Source organism: Streptomyces sp. NRRL S-37 (genome assembly GCF_000721605.1).
GTDB lineage: Bacteria > Actinomycetota > Actinomycetes > Streptomycetales > Streptomycetaceae > Streptomyces.
Window position 1 is genome coordinate 199,390 of record NZ_JOIZ01000012.1, and the last position, 15,126, is coordinate 214,515.

14 protein-coding genes are annotated in these 15,126 nt (G+C 74.6%); 10 read left to right on the plus strand and 4 right to left on the minus strand.

Annotation, left to right across the window (positions count from 1 at the left end):
• Window positions 1-353: 353 nt before the first annotated feature.
• Together IH50_RS0119225 and IH50_RS0119230 are read right to left on the minus strand one after the other, a co-directional pair.
• Window positions 354-1,688 (minus strand): PH domain-containing protein, encoded by a 1,335-nt coding sequence (locus IH50_RS0119225; RefSeq protein WP_030863382.1) that lies wholly within the window; start codon window positions 1,686-1,688, stop codon window positions 354-356.
• Entirely contained in the window at window positions 1,685-2,224 is a 540-nt protein-coding gene (locus IH50_RS0119230) for a PH domain-containing protein (protein ID WP_030863384.1), read from the minus strand. Before IH50_RS0119230 ends, IH50_RS0119225 begins: the two co-directional genes overlap by 4 nt.
• Before the next feature lie 31 nt (window positions 2,225-2,255).
• On the opposite strand from IH50_RS0119230, the gene IH50_RS0119235 reads away from it, so the two are divergent.
• Complete coding sequence (locus IH50_RS0119235) at window positions 2,256-3,407, plus strand: NADH-quinone oxidoreductase subunit D (RefSeq protein WP_030863388.1); 1,152 nt, start codon at window positions 2,256-2,258, stop codon at window positions 3,405-3,407.
• Here the strand turns inward: IH50_RS0119235 and IH50_RS0119240 are convergent.
• Window positions 3,372-4,424 (minus strand): SAM-dependent methyltransferase, encoded by a 1,053-nt coding sequence (locus tag IH50_RS0119240; RefSeq protein WP_107062086.1) that lies wholly within the window; start codon window positions 4,422-4,424, stop codon window positions 3,372-3,374. The genes IH50_RS0119235 and IH50_RS0119240 overlap by 36 nt on opposite strands.
• Window positions 4,425-4,565: 141 nt before the next feature.
• On the opposite strand from IH50_RS0119240, the gene IH50_RS0119245 reads away from it, so the two are divergent.
• From IH50_RS0119245 to IH50_RS0119255, 3 genes are all read left to right on the plus strand, one after another.
• A complete protein-coding gene (locus IH50_RS0119245; RefSeq protein ID WP_030863393.1) occupies window positions 4,566-5,768 on the plus strand; it encodes a sensor histidine kinase in 1,203 nt (400 codons plus the stop codon).
• A 76-nt stretch (window positions 5,769-5,844) separates the two neighbouring features.
• Window positions 5,845-6,516 (plus strand): response regulator, encoded by a 672-nt coding sequence (locus IH50_RS0119250; protein ID WP_030863395.1) that lies wholly within the window; start codon window positions 5,845-5,847, stop codon window positions 6,514-6,516.
• Window positions 6,517-6,547: 31 nt separating this feature from the next.
• On the plus strand, window positions 6,548-7,177 hold the full coding sequence (locus tag IH50_RS0119255) for an AAA family ATPase (RefSeq protein WP_030863398.1): 630 nt from the start codon (window positions 6,548-6,550) through the stop codon (window positions 7,175-7,177).
• Between the two features lie 64 nt (window positions 7,178-7,241).
• Here the strand turns inward: IH50_RS0119255 and IH50_RS0119260 are convergent, their stop codons facing one another.
• Window positions 7,242-8,465, minus strand: a complete 1,224-nt coding sequence (locus IH50_RS0119260) for a threonine aldolase family protein (RefSeq protein ID WP_037872542.1) — start codon at window positions 8,463-8,465, stop codon at window positions 7,242-7,244.
• Between the two features lie 232 nt (window positions 8,466-8,697).
• Between IH50_RS0119260 and IH50_RS0119265 the strand changes: the two genes are divergently transcribed.
• The 6 genes from IH50_RS0119265 to IH50_RS0119290 form a co-directional block, all read left to right on the plus strand.
• Window positions 8,698-9,654, plus strand: coding sequence for a Rossmann-like and DUF2520 domain-containing protein (locus IH50_RS0119265; RefSeq protein WP_030863403.1), 957 nt, complete (start codon window positions 8,698-8,700; stop codon window positions 9,652-9,654).
• 70 nt (window positions 9,655-9,724) lie between these two features.
• The gene (panC, locus tag IH50_RS0119270) at window positions 9,725-10,723 is read left to right on the plus strand and encodes a pantoate--beta-alanine ligase (RefSeq protein WP_030863406.1); all 999 of its coding nucleotides are present in this window, start codon (window positions 9,725-9,727) and stop codon (window positions 10,721-10,723) included.
• Window positions 10,724-10,734: 11 nt separating this feature from the next.
• A complete protein-coding gene (locus tag IH50_RS0119275; RefSeq protein ID WP_051767380.1) occupies window positions 10,735-12,480 on the plus strand; it encodes an L-aspartate oxidase in 1,746 nt (581 codons plus the stop codon).
• 5 nt (window positions 12,481-12,485) lie between these two features.
• On the plus strand, window positions 12,486-13,460 hold the full coding sequence (gene nadC, locus IH50_RS0119280; RefSeq protein ID WP_030863411.1) for a carboxylating nicotinate-nucleotide diphosphorylase: 975 nt from the start codon (window positions 12,486-12,488) through the stop codon (window positions 13,458-13,460).
• 8 nt (window positions 13,461-13,468) lie between these two features.
• Window positions 13,469-14,266 carry a type III pantothenate kinase gene (locus tag IH50_RS0119285; RefSeq protein WP_030863413.1) on the plus strand — a complete coding sequence of 266 codons (798 nt, stop codon included), beginning with the start codon at window positions 13,469-13,471 and terminating at the stop codon, window positions 14,264-14,266.
• A gap of 350 nt (window positions 14,267-14,616) precedes the next feature.
• Window positions 14,617-15,126 (plus strand): hypothetical protein (locus IH50_RS0119290; RefSeq protein ID WP_051767381.1); only part of this gene is annotated, 510 nt, incomplete at its 3' end.

Genomic DNA, 15,126 nt, shown 5'->3' on the forward strand with positions numbered 1-15,126 from the left:
ACCTACGCCGATCCGCGGCCCGCGGCCGAAGACGCACCCGCGCGTGGTCGATGCGCCCGTCCCTCCGGGGGCGGGCTTCTCCGTGCGGCTGTGCCCGCGCGCGTGCGGTCGATGCCGTTCGACGACAGGGACGGCCTCCCACGGCCGGTGCGCGTGCCCCGTGCACGTCGTCCGTCTCAGCGGCCCCGGCAGGCCCGCTCCCGTCCCTCGTGTGCCGCGTCCGTCCGCCTCAACGGTCCTGGCAGGTGTCTCCGGGGTCCGGGCGCAGTCGTCCCAGGGGTCCGGGCAGCCGTTCCCGCCCCTGTGCGGCGTCTGCCCCGGCAGCCCTGGCAGGCGCTCGTCGTCCGTGCGGGTCAGGCCATCCAGCGGTCCGGGCGGGCGTCCCTGCGGCCGGTGCGGGAGCGTTCCGCCTGGGAGCGCAGGAGGGCCGCCGCCTCCGTGGCGTCCCGCAGACGGGCCGTCACCGACTTGTTCGCGCCGGTGTCCACGTGGACGTCCGCGACCCCCCGGGCCCGCTGCCAGGGGCCCTGGGCCAGCCGCACGCTCTGCACCTTGGCGTGCGGCACCAGGGACAGGCGGCGGCGCAGCAGCCCGTGGCGGGTGGCGAACACGGCGTCGGTGACGGCGAGTCCGTAACCCCGCCACCACACCGGAACGCACCACCGCGCGCGGCGCGGCGGCCGGGAGAGCGCCTCGTGCGGGGGCACGCCCACCCCGGGCAGCACCCGCGCGACGACCGACTCGGCGAGCTCGCGCGGAGCGACCGGCAGCAGCAGGGAGTTGGACGAACCCGCCACGTCCAGCTCCACCCGCACCCAGCCCCGTCGCCGCCACAGCAGCGGCTCGACCAGCCGTACGGTCTGCACGCGCCCCGGCGGCACCGTCTCGTGCGCCCGGTCCAGCAGCCCGTGGTCGATGCGCAGCCCGTCGGGCGACTCGCCCAGCGTCCAGTCGTACTCGGCGACGAACCGGCCCACACTGCTCGCGCCCGCGGCGCCGAACAGCGGCACGGCCGCGGCGAGCACCGTCCACAGGCTGTGGGTGGCCGTCCACAGCAGCGGCACCACGACGGCGGCGACGAGGAGCCAGCCCCAGGTCGCCCCGGTCAGCAGCAGGGAGACGGCGAGGACGCCCGGCGGCACCCGCAGCATCTCCCGGGACGGCGCCTCGCCCACCTCGTGCGCGGTCTCCGGCGCGAAACCCGCCGCCCGCGCGAGGAGTTCCGCGCGCAGCGCACGCGCCTCGCCGGCGCCCAGGAAGGCGAGCTCGTCCTTCTTGTCGGTGCCTATGACGTCGAGTCTGAGCTTCGCCACGCCCGCCACCCGCGCGAGCAGCGGCTGGGTGACGTCGATGGCCTGGATCCGTTCGATCCGGATGTGCGCGGTGCGCCGGAACAGCAGCCCGGTGCGGATGCGCAGCTCGCTCTCGGTCACCGCGAAGTGGGTGAACCACCAGGTCAGAAAGCCGTAGAGGGCGGCGGCCGGGATGAGTGCGGCGAGACCGATCAGCAGGTGCGTCGTCGTCAGCCGGGTCAGCTGGCGCTGCGCCTGGTCGGGGTCGTGCAGCGCCCACCCGATCAGCACCGCGACGGGCGCCCACGCCCGCCTGAGCGGTGTGACGGGGTGCAGCCGCCTCTCGGTCACCGGCGGCCGGTCGCGTACGTCCCCGTGGACGTCGGGGGCCGTCACAGCCCCGCCGATCGGGCCTCGCCGAGCGCGGTGAGCCGGTCGCGCAGCCGCTCCGCCTCGGCCGGGTCGAGGCCGGGGATGGTGGCGTCGGTCGCCGCGGCGGCCGTGTGGAGCTGCACGCTGGCCAGCCCGAAGTGCCGTTCGACGGGCCCGGAGGTGACCTCGACCAGTTGCATCCGCCCGTACGGCACGACCGTCTCCTCGCGCCACAGCACGCCCCGGCTGATCAGCAGGTCGTCGGCGCGCTCCGCGTACCGCCAGGAACGCCAGTTCCGCTCCAGCAGCACCCAGCCCCAGACCAGCAGGGCCAGCGGCAGCAGCGCGAAGGCGGCCCAGCCGGGCCCGGCCAGCAGCCCCGGCACCAGCGCGGCGGCCAGGGTCAGCAGCCCCAGCCACACCACCAGCAGCAGCCGCCGCATCCGCAGCAGTCCCGGGGGCAGCGCGATCCACGCCGGTCCCTCGCCGTCCCGGGCCGCCGGTCCGCCCGTTCCCGCCGTTCCCGCTGTCCCCGTGTCGTGCGGGCTCCCCGTCTCCATGGGCCCAGCGTACGTAGGGGAGACTGTGTTCATGACTCCTACGACGGAGACCATGGTCGGTATCGGCGGCGCGGCGGAGAGCACCGACATGGTGCTCAACATCGGGCCCCAGCACCCGTCCACGCACGGCGTGCTGCGGCTGAGGCTCGTCCTGGACGGCGAGCGCATCGTCCGCGCGGAGCCCGTGATCGGCTACATGCACCGGGGCGCGGAGAAGCTGTTCGAGGCCCGCGACTACCGCCAGATCATCATGCTGGCCAACCGCCACGACTGGCTGTCGGCGTTCTCCAACGAGCTGGGCGTGGTCCTCGCCGTGGAGCGGATGCTCGGCATGGAGGTCCCCGAGCGCGCGGTGTGGCTGCGCACGCTGCTCGCGGAGCTGAACCGGGTGCTCAACCACCTGATGTTCCTCGGCTCCTACCCGCTGGAACTGGGCGGCATCACCCCGATCTTCTACGCCTTCCGGGAGCGCGAGGAGCTCCAGCACGTCATGGAGGAGGTCTCCGGCGGGCGGATGCACTACATGTTCAACCGCGTGGGCGGCCTCAAGGAGGACCTCCCCGCCGGATGGACCACGCGTGCGCGCGGCGCCGTCGCCGACGTCCGCTCCCGCATGGACCGCTTCGACGACCTGGTGCTCGGCAACGAGATCTTCCGTGGCCGCACGCGCGGCGTCGGCGTGCTGTCCCCGGAGGCGGTGCACGCGTACGGGGTGAGCGGGCCGATCGCCCGCGCGTCCGGCGTCGACTTCGACCTGCGCCGCGACGAGCCGTACCTCGCCTACGGCGAACTGGGTGACGTCCTGAAGGTGGTGACCCGTGAGGAGGGCGACTGCCTCGCCCGCTTCGAGTGCCTCCTGGAGCAGACCCACAACGCCCTCGACCTCGCCGACGCCTGCCTCGACCGGCTCGCCGGGCTGCCCCCCGGCCCGGTCAACCAGCGGCTCCCGAAGGTGCTCAAGGCGCCCGAGGGGCACACGTACGCGTGGACCGAGAACCCGCTCGGCATCAACGGCTACTACCTGGTCAGCAAGGGCGAGAAGACCCCGTACCGGCTGAAGCTGCGCTCGGCGTCGTACAACAACATCCAGGCGCTCACCGAGCTGCTGCCGGGGACGCTGGTCGCGGACATGGTGGCGATCCTCGGGTCACTGTTCTTCGTCGTCGGAGACATCGACAAGTAGGTCCCCCGCGTCCGCGATCCCCACCGGCTGCACCAGCCAGCCGAAGTCGCCGAGTCCGCCGGGCGCGGTGAGCTCGGCGGCCTCGCCGGCGTCCGCGAGGGCGCGTACGTACCCGGCCGGGTCGGTGGACGCCAGCGCGAGCGGGGGGCGTGCGCCGCTGATGCCCAGGGCGCGCAGGGCGTCCCGCTGGGTCAGCAGGCGCGTGCCGGGGAGCGCGCGGGCCGCGGCGCACGCGTCCAGGGCGACGTGCGCGGTGAGGTCGCACGTCCCGTCCGGCACGGGCGTCGTCTCCCGCCCCTCCCGGAACGCGGTGAGCGTTCCGAACGGCGGCCGCGCGGCGGCCGTGTGCGCGTAGTCCACGGCGACGGCGAGCCCCCGCGCGAGCGTGCCGACGGCCGACGCCCAGGCCCGGTCCCGCGGCAGCCCGATCTCCGCGCGGAGTCCCTCTCCGGCCCCCAGCGGCCACCACCGCGCCAGCCACTCGGCCGCCGCGCCCGCGACCGGCTCCCCGAGCCGCTCCGTCCCGTCCTCCCGCACCAGCACCAGCCGCGGTACGCCCGACGGGTCCACCTCGGCGACGTCCACGGGCACGTTGTCCAGCCACTCGTTGGCGAAGAGCAGTCCCGTGACCCCCTCCGGGGGCTCGGCCCGCCACTCGATCCGGTGATCCAGCCCGGCCGGCCGCCCGGCGAGCTCGACGGCGTACGCGCGCACGCGCGGTGCCACGTCGGCGGGCAGCGCGGCGAGGACACCGGTGACCAGTTCGCCCCGCCCGGCCGCCATGTCCACGAAGCCGAGCACCGCCGGCCGCCCCAGCGCCGCGTCGACCCGGCACAGCAGCCGCGCCACCGCGCGGGCGAACAGCGGTGAGGCGTGCACGGACGTACGGAAGTGTCCGGCCGGGCCCGCGCCGGGCCCGCGGTAGAAGCCGTCCGGCCCGTACAGGGCGTCCTGGGCCGCCGCCCGCCAGCCCCGCAGGCCGCCACCCCCCACCGCCCCTGCCGTCACCGGTTCCACGCCCCCGCCGTCGCCGTCGTCACCGGCCCAGGTTAAGCGCGCGGATATGCCGGGCCTCCACCTTGCGGAGTACACGTGCCGACCGGGGATCGGCCCTCCGGTTGACCCCTGCACGCATTTCGCTTCCCTACGCTGGGTTACGTGCAACGCCTCTATGACTTCCTCCGCAGACACCCGACGTGGGTCGACGGCTTCTGGGCCGTGGTCCTGTTCGGGATTTCGGTGATCAGCGGAGCGAGCATGGAGGAGTCCCGGGGGGCGGACCTGCCCGCTCTCACGGTGCCGGTCATGCTGGTGCTGTCGCTGGTCGTCGCGCTGCGCCGCCGGATGCCCGAGCGGATGCTGGTCCTCGCCCTCGCCGTGGGCCTGGGGCAGCTGATCGCGGACGTGGCGACGATGCCCGCCGACTTCGCCCTGCTGGTGATCGTCTACACGGTCGCGGCGGTCGGGGCCCGCTGGGCCTCCCGCCTCGCGCTGACCGCCGGCCTGTGCGCGGCCCCGCTGGCGCAACTGCGCTGGCCCACCGAGGAACTGAGCGTGGCGACCAACCTCGCCATAACGATCTTCCAGGCCGTGCCGTTCGCCCTCGCCTGGGTGCTCGGCGACTCCATCCGCACCCGCCGCGCGTACTTCGCGCAGCTGGAGGAGCGGGCCGCCCGGCTGGAGAAGGAACGCGAGGCGCAGGCCAAGGTCGCGGTCGCCGCCGAACGCGCCCGGATCGCCCGCGAGCTGCACGACGTCGTCGCGCACAACGTGTCGGTGATGGTGGTGCAGGCCGACGGCGCCGCCTACGTCCTCGACGCCGCCCCCGACCAGGCGAAGAAGGCCCTGGAGACGATCTCCTCCACCGGCCGCCAGGCCCTCGCCGAGATGCGCCGCCTGCTGGGCGTGCTGCGCACCGGCGAGCACCAGGAGGCCGGGGAGTACGTGCCGCAGCCCGACGTGCGGCAGATAGAGGACCTCGTCGAGCAGTGCCGGGGGTCGGGACTGCCGGTGGACTTCAAGGTCGAGGGCACTCCGCGTCCGCTGCCCAGCGGCGTCGAGCTCACCGCGTACCGCATCGTGCAGGAGGCGCTCACCAACACCCGCAAGCACGGGGGCTCCGACGTGGGCGCCAGCGTGCGCCTGGTGTACTTCGACGACGGTCTCGGCCTCCTCGTGGAGGACGACGGCAAGGGTGCCCCGCACGAGCTGTACGAGGAGGGCGGCTTCGACGGGCAGGGGCACGGCCTGATCGGCATGCGTGAGCGGGTCGGCATGGTCGGCGGCACCCTGGACGCGGGCCCGCGCCCGGGCGGAGGATTCCGCATCAGTGCGCTGCTGCCGCTCAAACCCGCGCATTGACGCCCGCGCACGCCCCCCGTTGACACCTGTCACACCCCCCCCACGACGACTTGACGACCGAAGGGAAGAGGCCCCGATGACGATCCGCGTGATGCTCGTCGACGACCAGGTGCTGCTGCGCACCGGATTCCGGATGGTGCTCGCCGCCCAGCCGGACATGGACGTCGTGGCGGAGGCGGGCAACGGGGTCGAGGCCCTGGAGGTGCTGCGGTCCACCGCCGTCGACGTGGTCCTGATGGACGTCCGCATGCCCAAGCTCGACGGCGTGGAGACGACCCGCCGGATCTGCGCGGACACCGACCCGCCGAAGGTGCTGATCCTCACCACCTTCGACCTCGACGAGTACGCCTTCTCCGGACTGAAGGCGGGCGCGTCCGGCTTCATGCTCAAGGACGTGCCGCCGGGCGAACTGCTCGCCGCCATCCGCGCGGTGCACAGCGGCGACGCCGTGGTCGCCCCGTCCACCACCCGCCGGCTCCTGGACCGGTTCGCGCCGATGCTGCCCAGCACGGGCCAGCAGCCCGAGCACAAGCAGCTGGAGCGTCTCACCGAGCGCGAGCGGGAGGTCATGGTGCTGGTCGCGCAGGGCCTGTCCAACGGCGAGATCGCGGCCCGCCTGGTGCTGTCCGAGGCCACCGTGAAGACCCACGTGGGCCGCATCCTGACCAAGCTGGGCCTGCGCGACCGCGTACAGGTCGTCGTCCTCGCCTACGAGACGGGTCTGGTACGGGCCGGCGGACACGGCTGAACGGACGGCCGTACGCCGGTAGGGTGCGCGCATGCTGCTGTGGATCAACGGCCCGTTCGGGGGCGGCAAGACACAGACCGCACACGAGATACGGCGCCGCCTGCCGGGCAGCGTCGTCTGCGACCCGGAGCACCCCGGGTTCGGCCTGCACCGCATGCTGCCGTCCGGACTGCGCGGCGACTTCCGGGACCTGGAGTCCTGGCGGCGGGGCGTCGTCGAGGTCCTCGACCTGGCCCTGACCGGGCAGGACGGCGTGGTGATCGCCCCCATGACCGTCACCGACTCCGGCCACTTCGCGGAGACCGTCGGGCGGCTGCGCGAACTCGGCCACGACGTACGCCACTTCACCCTCCTCGCCGAGCGTGCGACGGTGCTGCGGCGGCTGCGCGAGCGCGGCTTCGGCCACCTCGTGCGGTACGCGAGGGGGAAGGAGGCGCCGCGCCGGGAGAGCTGGGCGGTGCGGCAACTCGACCACTGCCTGGAGCGGCTGAGCGAGCCGGAGTTCGCCGAACACCTGTGGACGGACCACACCACGGTGCCGAAGACGGCGGACCGCATCGCCGTCCTGGCCGGACTGACCCTGCTCCCCCACCACGAGGGCCGGCTGCGGACCCGGCTGCGGCAGGCGGGCGTGGGTATCCGCCACATCCGCTTCGACTGACGGACACCGTACGCGCCGTCAGCGCAGGATCCCCTCAAAGGGCGGCGGGGGCGAAGAGACCTCCTCAGGCCGCCCGCAGCAGCCGCCGCGCGAACTCCTCCGCCGCCTCCCGGACGTCCCCGGCGCTCCACTCCAGGCCGTCGGACCGCACGTACACCTCCGTGGCGGACACCCCCGGCCCCTTCGGGTCCCAGTGGTCGGCGAAGAGCATCGCCCCCGTCTCCTCCACCGCCGCGATCGCCGCCTCGGCGACCACATCCGCCTCGTACGGCAGCCACACCTGGAAGTCGTGGGTGTGCGGCACCTCCGGGTGGACGCGGAACCAGGGCATCCCCCCTGCCTCCAGACCCTCGCGCAGCGCGGCGGCCACCACGCGCGCGTGCCGGACGTACTCCGGCAGCCGGGGCAGCTCCCGGTCCAGGCCGATCAGCGCCGACAGCGCGGTCGGGAACTGCTGGAACACGTTGCCCCCGTACCGGTGCCGCCAGGCCTTCGCCTCCTCCACCAGCGTCGTGGGACCGGCGAGGGCCGCGCCGCCGAACGCGCCGAGGGACTTGTAGAACGACACGTAGACGCTGTCCGCGAGGCCCGCGATCTCCTCCAGCGGCCGGCCGAAGTGCTCGACGCACTCCCACAGCCGGGCCCCGTCGACGTGCACGACCGCCTCGCGTTCCCGCGCGGCGGCCACCACCCCGGTCAGCTCCTCCCACGTGGGCAGCACGAAACCGGCGTCCCTGAGCGGCAGCTCCAGCATCAGCGCCCCGAAGGGCTCCTCGAAGTCGCGCACCTCTTCGGCGGTGGGCAGCCGGGGCTCGCTCGTCAGCCGCACCGGCCGCAACCCGCTGACCTGGCTGAACGCGTTCCGTTCATGCACCTCGGGGTGGCTGAGCGGGTGCAGCGCGACCGTGGGGTCGCCGGTGCGGCCGGCCCAGCAGCGCAGCGCCACCTGCTGGGCCATCGTGCCGGTCGGGAAGAACGCGGCGGCCTCGGTGCCGAGCAGACCGGCGACCCGCTTCTCCAGGGCCTCGACGACACCGTTGCCGTAGACGTCGGACATCTCGTCGAGGTCGTACACGCTCCCCGCGGCCTCCAGCAGCGCCAGCCGCTCCCGGAGCGGGGCGACGAAGCCGAGGCGCGCGAGTACGCGCGGGGCACCGCGCCGGGCGGCGATCCGCCGTTCGCGCAACGTCGGCCGCGACGCGCCGTCCGCCTCCGGGCCGGGCTCCCGCCCGTCCCGCACCCTCGTGGTGTCACTCGTACCGTCCGTATCACTCATACGTGTGATCATCCCGCGCCCCGCCCGCGCGGGCACCCCCCATGTCCGTACGCGCGGGCCCGTACGCGCGGAGGCCCACGCCGCACGCGCGCGTGCCGCACCATTTCCGCACGCGCGTGTGCCACGACGGCGCACGGAAACCCACAGCCTGTGGACAACCGACCGCCCCCGGAACCGATCGCGTTAACATGACGAGAAATCGTCCGGTACCCCGAGCGGACTGGAACGGGAAGGCCGCCGTCGCGTGAACACAACCCCACAGCCAGATCCCCGAGGCCGCCCCGCGCGGCTCACCGTCGGCGTCGTCGGCGCCGGACGCGTGGGCCCCGCCCTGGCCGCGTCCCTCCAGCTCGCCGGACACCGCCCGGTGGCCGTCTCCGCCGTCTCCGACGCCTCCCGCAGGCGCGCCGAGCGGATGCTCCCCGACGTGCCGGTGGTGCCGCCCGCCGAGGTCCTCCAGCGGTCCGAGCTGGTCCTGCTGACCGTCCCGGACGACGCCCTGCCCGAGCTGGTCGCCGGACTCGCCGACACCGGCGCGGTCCGGCCGGGCCAGCTGCTGGCGCACACCTCCGGGCGGTACGGCGCGAAGGTCCTCGACCCCGCCCGGCGGGCCGGCGCGCTGCCGCTCGCCCTGCACCCCGCGATGACGTTCACCGGCACCCCCGTCGACGTGCAGCGCCTCGCCGGGTGCTCCTTCGGCGTCACCGCCCCCGAGGAGCTGCGGCTGGCCGCCGAGGCCCTCGTCGTCGAGATGGGCGGCGAGCCGGAATGGATCGCCGAGGAGAACCGCCCGCTCTACCACGCGGCCCTCGCCCTGGGCGCCAACCACCTGGTCACCCTGGTCGCCCAGTCCCTGGAACTGCTGCGTACCGCCGGTGTCGAGGCCCCCGACCGGATGCTCGGCCCGCTGCTCGGCGCCGCCCTGGACAACGCCCTGCGCTCCGGCGACGCGGCCCTCACCGGCCCGGTCGCGCGCGGCGACGCGGGCACGGTCGCCGCGCACGTCACCGAGCTGCGCCGGCACGCCCCGGGAGCCGTCGCCGGCTACCTGGCGATGGCCCGCGCGACCGCCGACCGGGCCCTCGCCCACGGCCTGCTGAAACCGGAACTCGCCGAGGACCTCCTCGGAGTGCTCGCCGACGGAACCGGCGGAGCCGCCGGGGCCGACGGCACCGGAAGCACCCCGGGGGAGGACCGATGAGCGACACGCCCCGGCACCCCGCCCACCCCACCCCCGCGACGACGCGCGCGTCCCGGAACGGAGTCACCCGATGACCGCCACCCTGCTGCGCACCGCCGCCGAACTGCACGCACGCGCGCGTACCGGCCGCCGTGCCGTCGTGATGACCATGGGGGCCCTGCACGAGGGCCACGCCACGCTGATCCGCACCGCGCGGGGGATCGCCGGCCCCGACGGCGAGGTCGTGGTCACCGTCTTCGTCAACCCGCTGCAGTTCGGCGCGGGCGAGGACCTGGACCGCTACCCGCGCACCCTGGACGCCGACATCGAGCTCGCCGGGCAGGCGGGCGCCGACGCCGTCTTCGCCCCGTCCGTGGACGAGGTCTACCCGGGCGGCGAACCCCAGGTCCGCGTCACGGCCGGCCCCATGGGCGAACGCCTGGAGGGCGCCACCCGCCCCGGCCACTTCGACGGCATGCTCACCGTCGTCGCCAAACTGCTCCACCTCACCCGCCCCGACGTCGCGCTGTACGGCCAGAAGGACGCCCAGCAGCTCGCCCTGATCCGCCGCATGGTGCGGGACCTGAACTTCGGCGTCGAGATCGTCGGCGTGCCCACCGTCCGCGAGGAGGACGGGCTCGCCCTGTCCAGCCGCAACCGCTACCTCTCGCCCGCCGAGCGGCGCACCGCGCTCGCCCTGTCCCAGGCCCTGTTCGCGGGCCGCGACCGGCACGCCGCCCAGCAGGCGCTGCGCGCGCGGGCCAGCGAGGTGCCCGCCACGCGCGCGCGTGCCGAGGCGCTCAGCGCCATAGGGGAGTCCCGCGCGGCGGCCGACGCGCACGCCGTCGCCACGACCGCCGGCGGCCCGGCGGCCGTCCGCGCCGCCGCCCGCCTGGTCCTCGACGAGGCCGCCCGCCTCACGCCGCCCCTCGACCTGGACTACCTGGCCCTGGTCGACCCCTCCGACTTCACCGAGATCGGCGACGACTTCACCGGAGAGGCCGTCCTCGCGGTGGCCGCCCGCGTGGGCACCACCCGCCTGATCGACAACCTCCCCCTGACCTTCGGAACCTTCGGAGCCGCCTCGTGACCAGCACAGGCATACGCCCGCCCGTCGCCCACCACCCCCGGACGGGAGCCCTCGGCGAGCGTCCCCGTCTGCACGCGCCCGCGCCCGGGTGGTCCATCGACGCGGACGTCGTGGTCGTCGGCTCCGGCGTCGCCGGCCTCACCGCCGCCCTGCGCTGCGAGGCCGCCGGCCTGACGACGGTGGTCGTCACCAAGGCCCGCCTCGACGACGGCTCCACCCGCTGGGCCCAGGGCGGCATCGCCGCGGCCCTCGGCGAGGGCGACACCCCCGAGCAGCACCTGGACGACACCCTGGTCGCCGGCGCGGGCCTGTGCGACGAGGAAGCGGTCCGCATCCTCGTCACCGAGGGCCCCGACGCCGTACGCCGCCTCATCGAGACCGGCGCGCACTTCGACGAGTCGGCCGACGGCGACCTGGAACTCACCCGCGAGGGCGGCCACCACCGCCGCCGCATCGCCCACGCGGGCGGCGACGCCACCGGCGCGGAGATCTCCCGCGCCCTCGTCGAGGCGGTCCGCGCACGCGGGACGCGCACCATCGAGAACGCCCTCGTCCTCGACCTCCTCACCGACGCCGAGGGCCGCACCGCCGGCGTCACCCTGCACGTCATGGGGGAGGGCCAGCACGACGGCGTGGGCGCCGTCCACGCGCCCGCCGTGGTCCTGGCGACCGGCGGCATGGGCCAGGTCTTCTCCGCGACCACGAACCCCGCCGTCTCCACGGGCGACGGCGTGGCCCTCGCCCTGCGCGCGGGCGCCGAGGTGAGCGACCTCGAGTTCGTCCAGTTCCACCCGACGGTGCTCTTCCTCGGCCCGGACGCGGAGGGCCAGCAGCCGCTGGTCTCCGAGGCGGTACGCGGCGAGGGCGCCCACCTGGTGGACGCCGACGGCGTGCGCTTCATGCGGGGGCAGCACGAACTCGCCGAACTCGCCCCGCGCGACATCGTCGCCAAGGGCATCATGCGCCGCATGCGGGAGCGGGACACCGAGCACATGTACCTCGACGCCCGCCACTTCGGCGCCGAGATGTGGGAACACCGCTTCCCCACGATCCTCGCCGCCTGCCGCGCGCACGGCATCGACCCGGTCACCGAGCCCGTCCCGGTCGCCCCGGCCGCCCACTACGCCTCCGGCGGCGTCCGCACCGACTCCCACGGCCGCACCACCGTGCCCGGCCTGTACGCGTGCGGCGAGGTCGCCTGCACCGGCGTGCACGGCGCCAACCGCCTCGCCTCCAACTCCCTCCTCGAGGGCCTGGTCTACGCCGAGCGCATCGCCGCCGACATCGCGCGCGCCGGAAACACCCTCCACGCGCGCGTGCCGCAGCCGCTCCCCGTCACGGAGCGCCCCGCCCACCCCCTCCTCCCCCCGGAGGCCCGCTTCACCATCCAGCGGATCATGAGCCGGGGAGCGGGCGTCCTGCGCTCCGAGGCGTCGCTCTCCGAGGCCGCCGACAGTCTCCAGCGGCTCCACGCCGAAGCGCGCGACGCCCTCGACGAGAACGGCAAGACCGCCGAGCCCGGCGTCGACACCTGGGAGGCCACCAACCTCCTGTGCGTGGCCCGCGTCCTGGTCGCCGCCGCGCGGCGGCGCGAGGAGACCCGCGGCTGCCACTGGCGCGAGGACCGTCCCGAGCGCGACGACACGGCCTGGCGCCGCCACATCGTCGTACGGCTGAATCCGGACCGATCGCTGGCGGTGCACGCCACCGACACCACAGACTTCCCCCCGACCCTCACCCAGGCCCAGGAGCAGTGACAGCAGTGACCACCCCCGACCTTCCCCTCGTCCCCTCCGGCGGCTGTGGCGACGGCTGCGCCTGCGGCGCCGACGAGGAGACCTACCTGGAGTGCGGCCTCGACCCCGCGCTCGCCCAGCTCCTGGCCGACGCCGGCCTCGACCCCGTCGAGGTCGAGGACATCGCCAACGTCGCCCTCCAGGAGGACCTGGCCCACGGCGTGGACGTGACGACGGTCGCGACCATCCCGGAGGACGCCGTCGCCACCGCCGACTTCACCGCGCGGGAGGCGGGCACGGTGGCGGGCCTCAGGGTCGCCGAGGCGGTCATGTCGGTCGTCTGCACGGAGGAGTTCGAGGTCGAACGCCACGTGGAGGACGGTGACCGCGTGGAGGCGGGCCAGAAGCTCCTCTCGGTCACCACCCGCACCCGCGACATCCTCACGGCGGAACGCAGCGCCCTGAACCTCCTGTGCCGCCTGTCGGGCATCGCGACCGCCACGCGCGCGTGGGCGGACGTCCTCGACGGCACCAAGGCGAAGGTCCGCGACACCCGCAAGACCACGCCCGGCCTGCGCAGCCTGGAGAAGTTCGCCGTGCGCTGCGGCGGCGGCGTCAACCACCGCATGTCCCTCTCGGACGCGGCCCTGGTCAAGGACAACCACGTGGTGGCCGCCGGCGGTGTCGCCGAGGCCTTCACCGCGGTCCGCGAGCGCTTCCCCGATGTCCCGATCGAGGTCGAGGTCGACACCTTGCACCAGCTCCGTGAGGTCCTGGACGCCGGCGCCGACCTGATCCTGCTGGACAACTTCACGCCCGGCGAGTGCGCGGAGGCGGTGGCCCTCGTCGACGGGCGCGCCGCCCTGGAGGCCTCGGGCCGTCTCACCCTCACCAACGCCAAGGCCTACGCCGACACGGGCGTCGACTACCTGGCCGTGGGCGCCCTCACCCACTCCTCGCCGATCCTGGACATCGGCCTCGACCTGCGAGCGGCGGAGTAGGACCGGCCATGCTGCTGACGATCGACGTGGGCAACACCCACACCGTCCTGGGCCTCTTCGACGGCGACGACATCGTCGAACACTGGCGCATCTCCACGGACGCGCGCCGCACGGCCGACGAACTCGCGGTCCTCCTCCAGGGCCTGATGGGCATGCACCCGCTGCTGGGCGACGACCTGGGCGACGGCATCGACGGCATCGCGATCTGCGCGACGGTCCCGTCCGTCCTGCACGAACTCCGCGAGGTCACCCGCCGCTACTACGGGGACGTTCCGGCGGTGCTGGTCGAGCCGGGCGTGAAGACGGGGGTGCCGATCCTCACCGACAACCCCAAGGAGGTCGGCGCGGACCGCATCATCAACGCGGTTGCGGCGGTCGACCTCTACGGCGGTCCGGCGATCGTCGTCGACTTCGGCACGGCGACGACGTTCGACGCGGTCTCCGCGCGGGGGGAGTACGTCGGCGGGGTCATCGCCCCCGGCATCGAGATCTCCGTCGAGGCGCTCGGCGTCCGCGGCGCGCAGCTGCGGAAGATCGAGGTGGCGCGTCCGCGCAGTGTGATCGGCAAGAACACGGTCGAGGCGATGCAGTCCGGCATCATCTACGGATTCGCCGGTCAGGTCGACGGTGTGGTCAACCGGATGGCCCGCGAGCTGGCGGACGATCCCGAGGACGTGACGGTCATCGCGACGGGCGGGCTGGCGCCGATGGTGCTGGGTGAGAGCTCGGTCATCGACGAGCACGAACCGTGGCTGACGCTGATCGGGCTGCGCCTGGTGTACGAACGGAACGTGTCGCGTCTGTGACGCGCGGGTGCCTGTGCGGCGGCCCGGTGCCGTATGGGTGCCCCTCGCTGTGGTGGGCCGGCGCCGGGTTCGTGCGGCCCGGTGCCGTACGGGGTGCGCTGCGTCGCTGTGGGCCGGGGTGTTTGCGCGGCCCGGCGCTTGCGGGGTGCCGTCGCGCCCACCCGTGCCGCCCCAGCGGCACGACTGCCCGCGGAAGCGGTGGCGTGCGGCGCGACTGCCTGCGGAGGGTGGGGTAGTGGCGGCGGTTGGGCGCGGGAGCGGCTGGGTGGTGGCCCGTCCACCCGGGTGGTGGCCCGCGCCACACCTGTCCCATGCGCGATGTTTGTCTGATTAGCGCGTATCGTCGCCGCATGCCCACGCCCTACGGACCCCGCGGCGGCATGGCGTTCGGTGCGGAGGAACTGCGCGTGCTCCGCCGCGCTCTCGCCCTCGCCCTGTGCCCCGCCCCCGCCTCGGCCGACGACCTCCAGGACTGCCTCCGCCTCGTCACGGACCTCGACGAGGCGACGCGGGAGAGTGCCCGGCTGCGCGCCTTCCTCCTGGCCGACCTCGGCCGCTACCGCGCGGCCCTCCCCGGCACCGCCGTCGGCTACCTCACGCTCCTGGAGGAGGCGCTGGGCGCCGGATACCGCCCCCACTCCGACGACCTGGCCGCCCTCCGGGCCCTGCGCGGCAACCCCACCGCCGCCACCCTCCTGCGCCACTGCCGGCGCACCTTCCTCCTGGCCCTCCCCGGCGGCCGCGCGGCCACCGAGGACCCGCAGGAGGAGCAGGACCCGTCCCCGAAGCCGGCCACCCCCCACCCCGCCCCGGACCCCACTCCCGCCCCCGCACCCGGACCCGCCCGCCCCGTCCCCACC

What these genes read in the sequence shown, in the direction of transcription:
- IH50_RS0119260 (WP_037872542.1), bottom strand. Translation starts at nt 8,465, where the DNA reads ATGATCACACGTATGAGTGATACGGACGGTACGAGTGACACCACGAGG.
- IH50_RS0119230 (WP_030863384.1), bottom strand. Translation starts at nt 2,224, where the DNA reads ATGGAGACGGGGAGCCCGCACGACACGGGGACAGCGGGAACGGCGGGA.
- IH50_RS0119255 (WP_030863398.1), top strand. Translation starts at nt 6,548, where the DNA reads ATGCTGCTGTGGATCAACGGCCCGTTCGGGGGCGGCAAGACACAGACC.
- IH50_RS0119250 (WP_030863395.1), top strand. Translation starts at nt 5,845, where the DNA reads ATGACGATCCGCGTGATGCTCGTCGACGACCAGGTGCTGCTGCGCACC.
- IH50_RS0119285 (WP_030863413.1), top strand. Translation starts at nt 13,469, where the DNA reads ATGCTGCTGACGATCGACGTGGGCAACACCCACACCGTCCTGGGCCTC.
- IH50_RS0119235 (WP_030863388.1), top strand. Translation starts at nt 2,256, where the DNA reads ATGACTCCTACGACGGAGACCATGGTCGGTATCGGCGGCGCGGCGGAG.
- panC (WP_030863406.1), top strand. Translation starts at nt 9,725, where the DNA reads ATGACCGCCACCCTGCTGCGCACCGCCGCCGAACTGCACGCACGCGCG.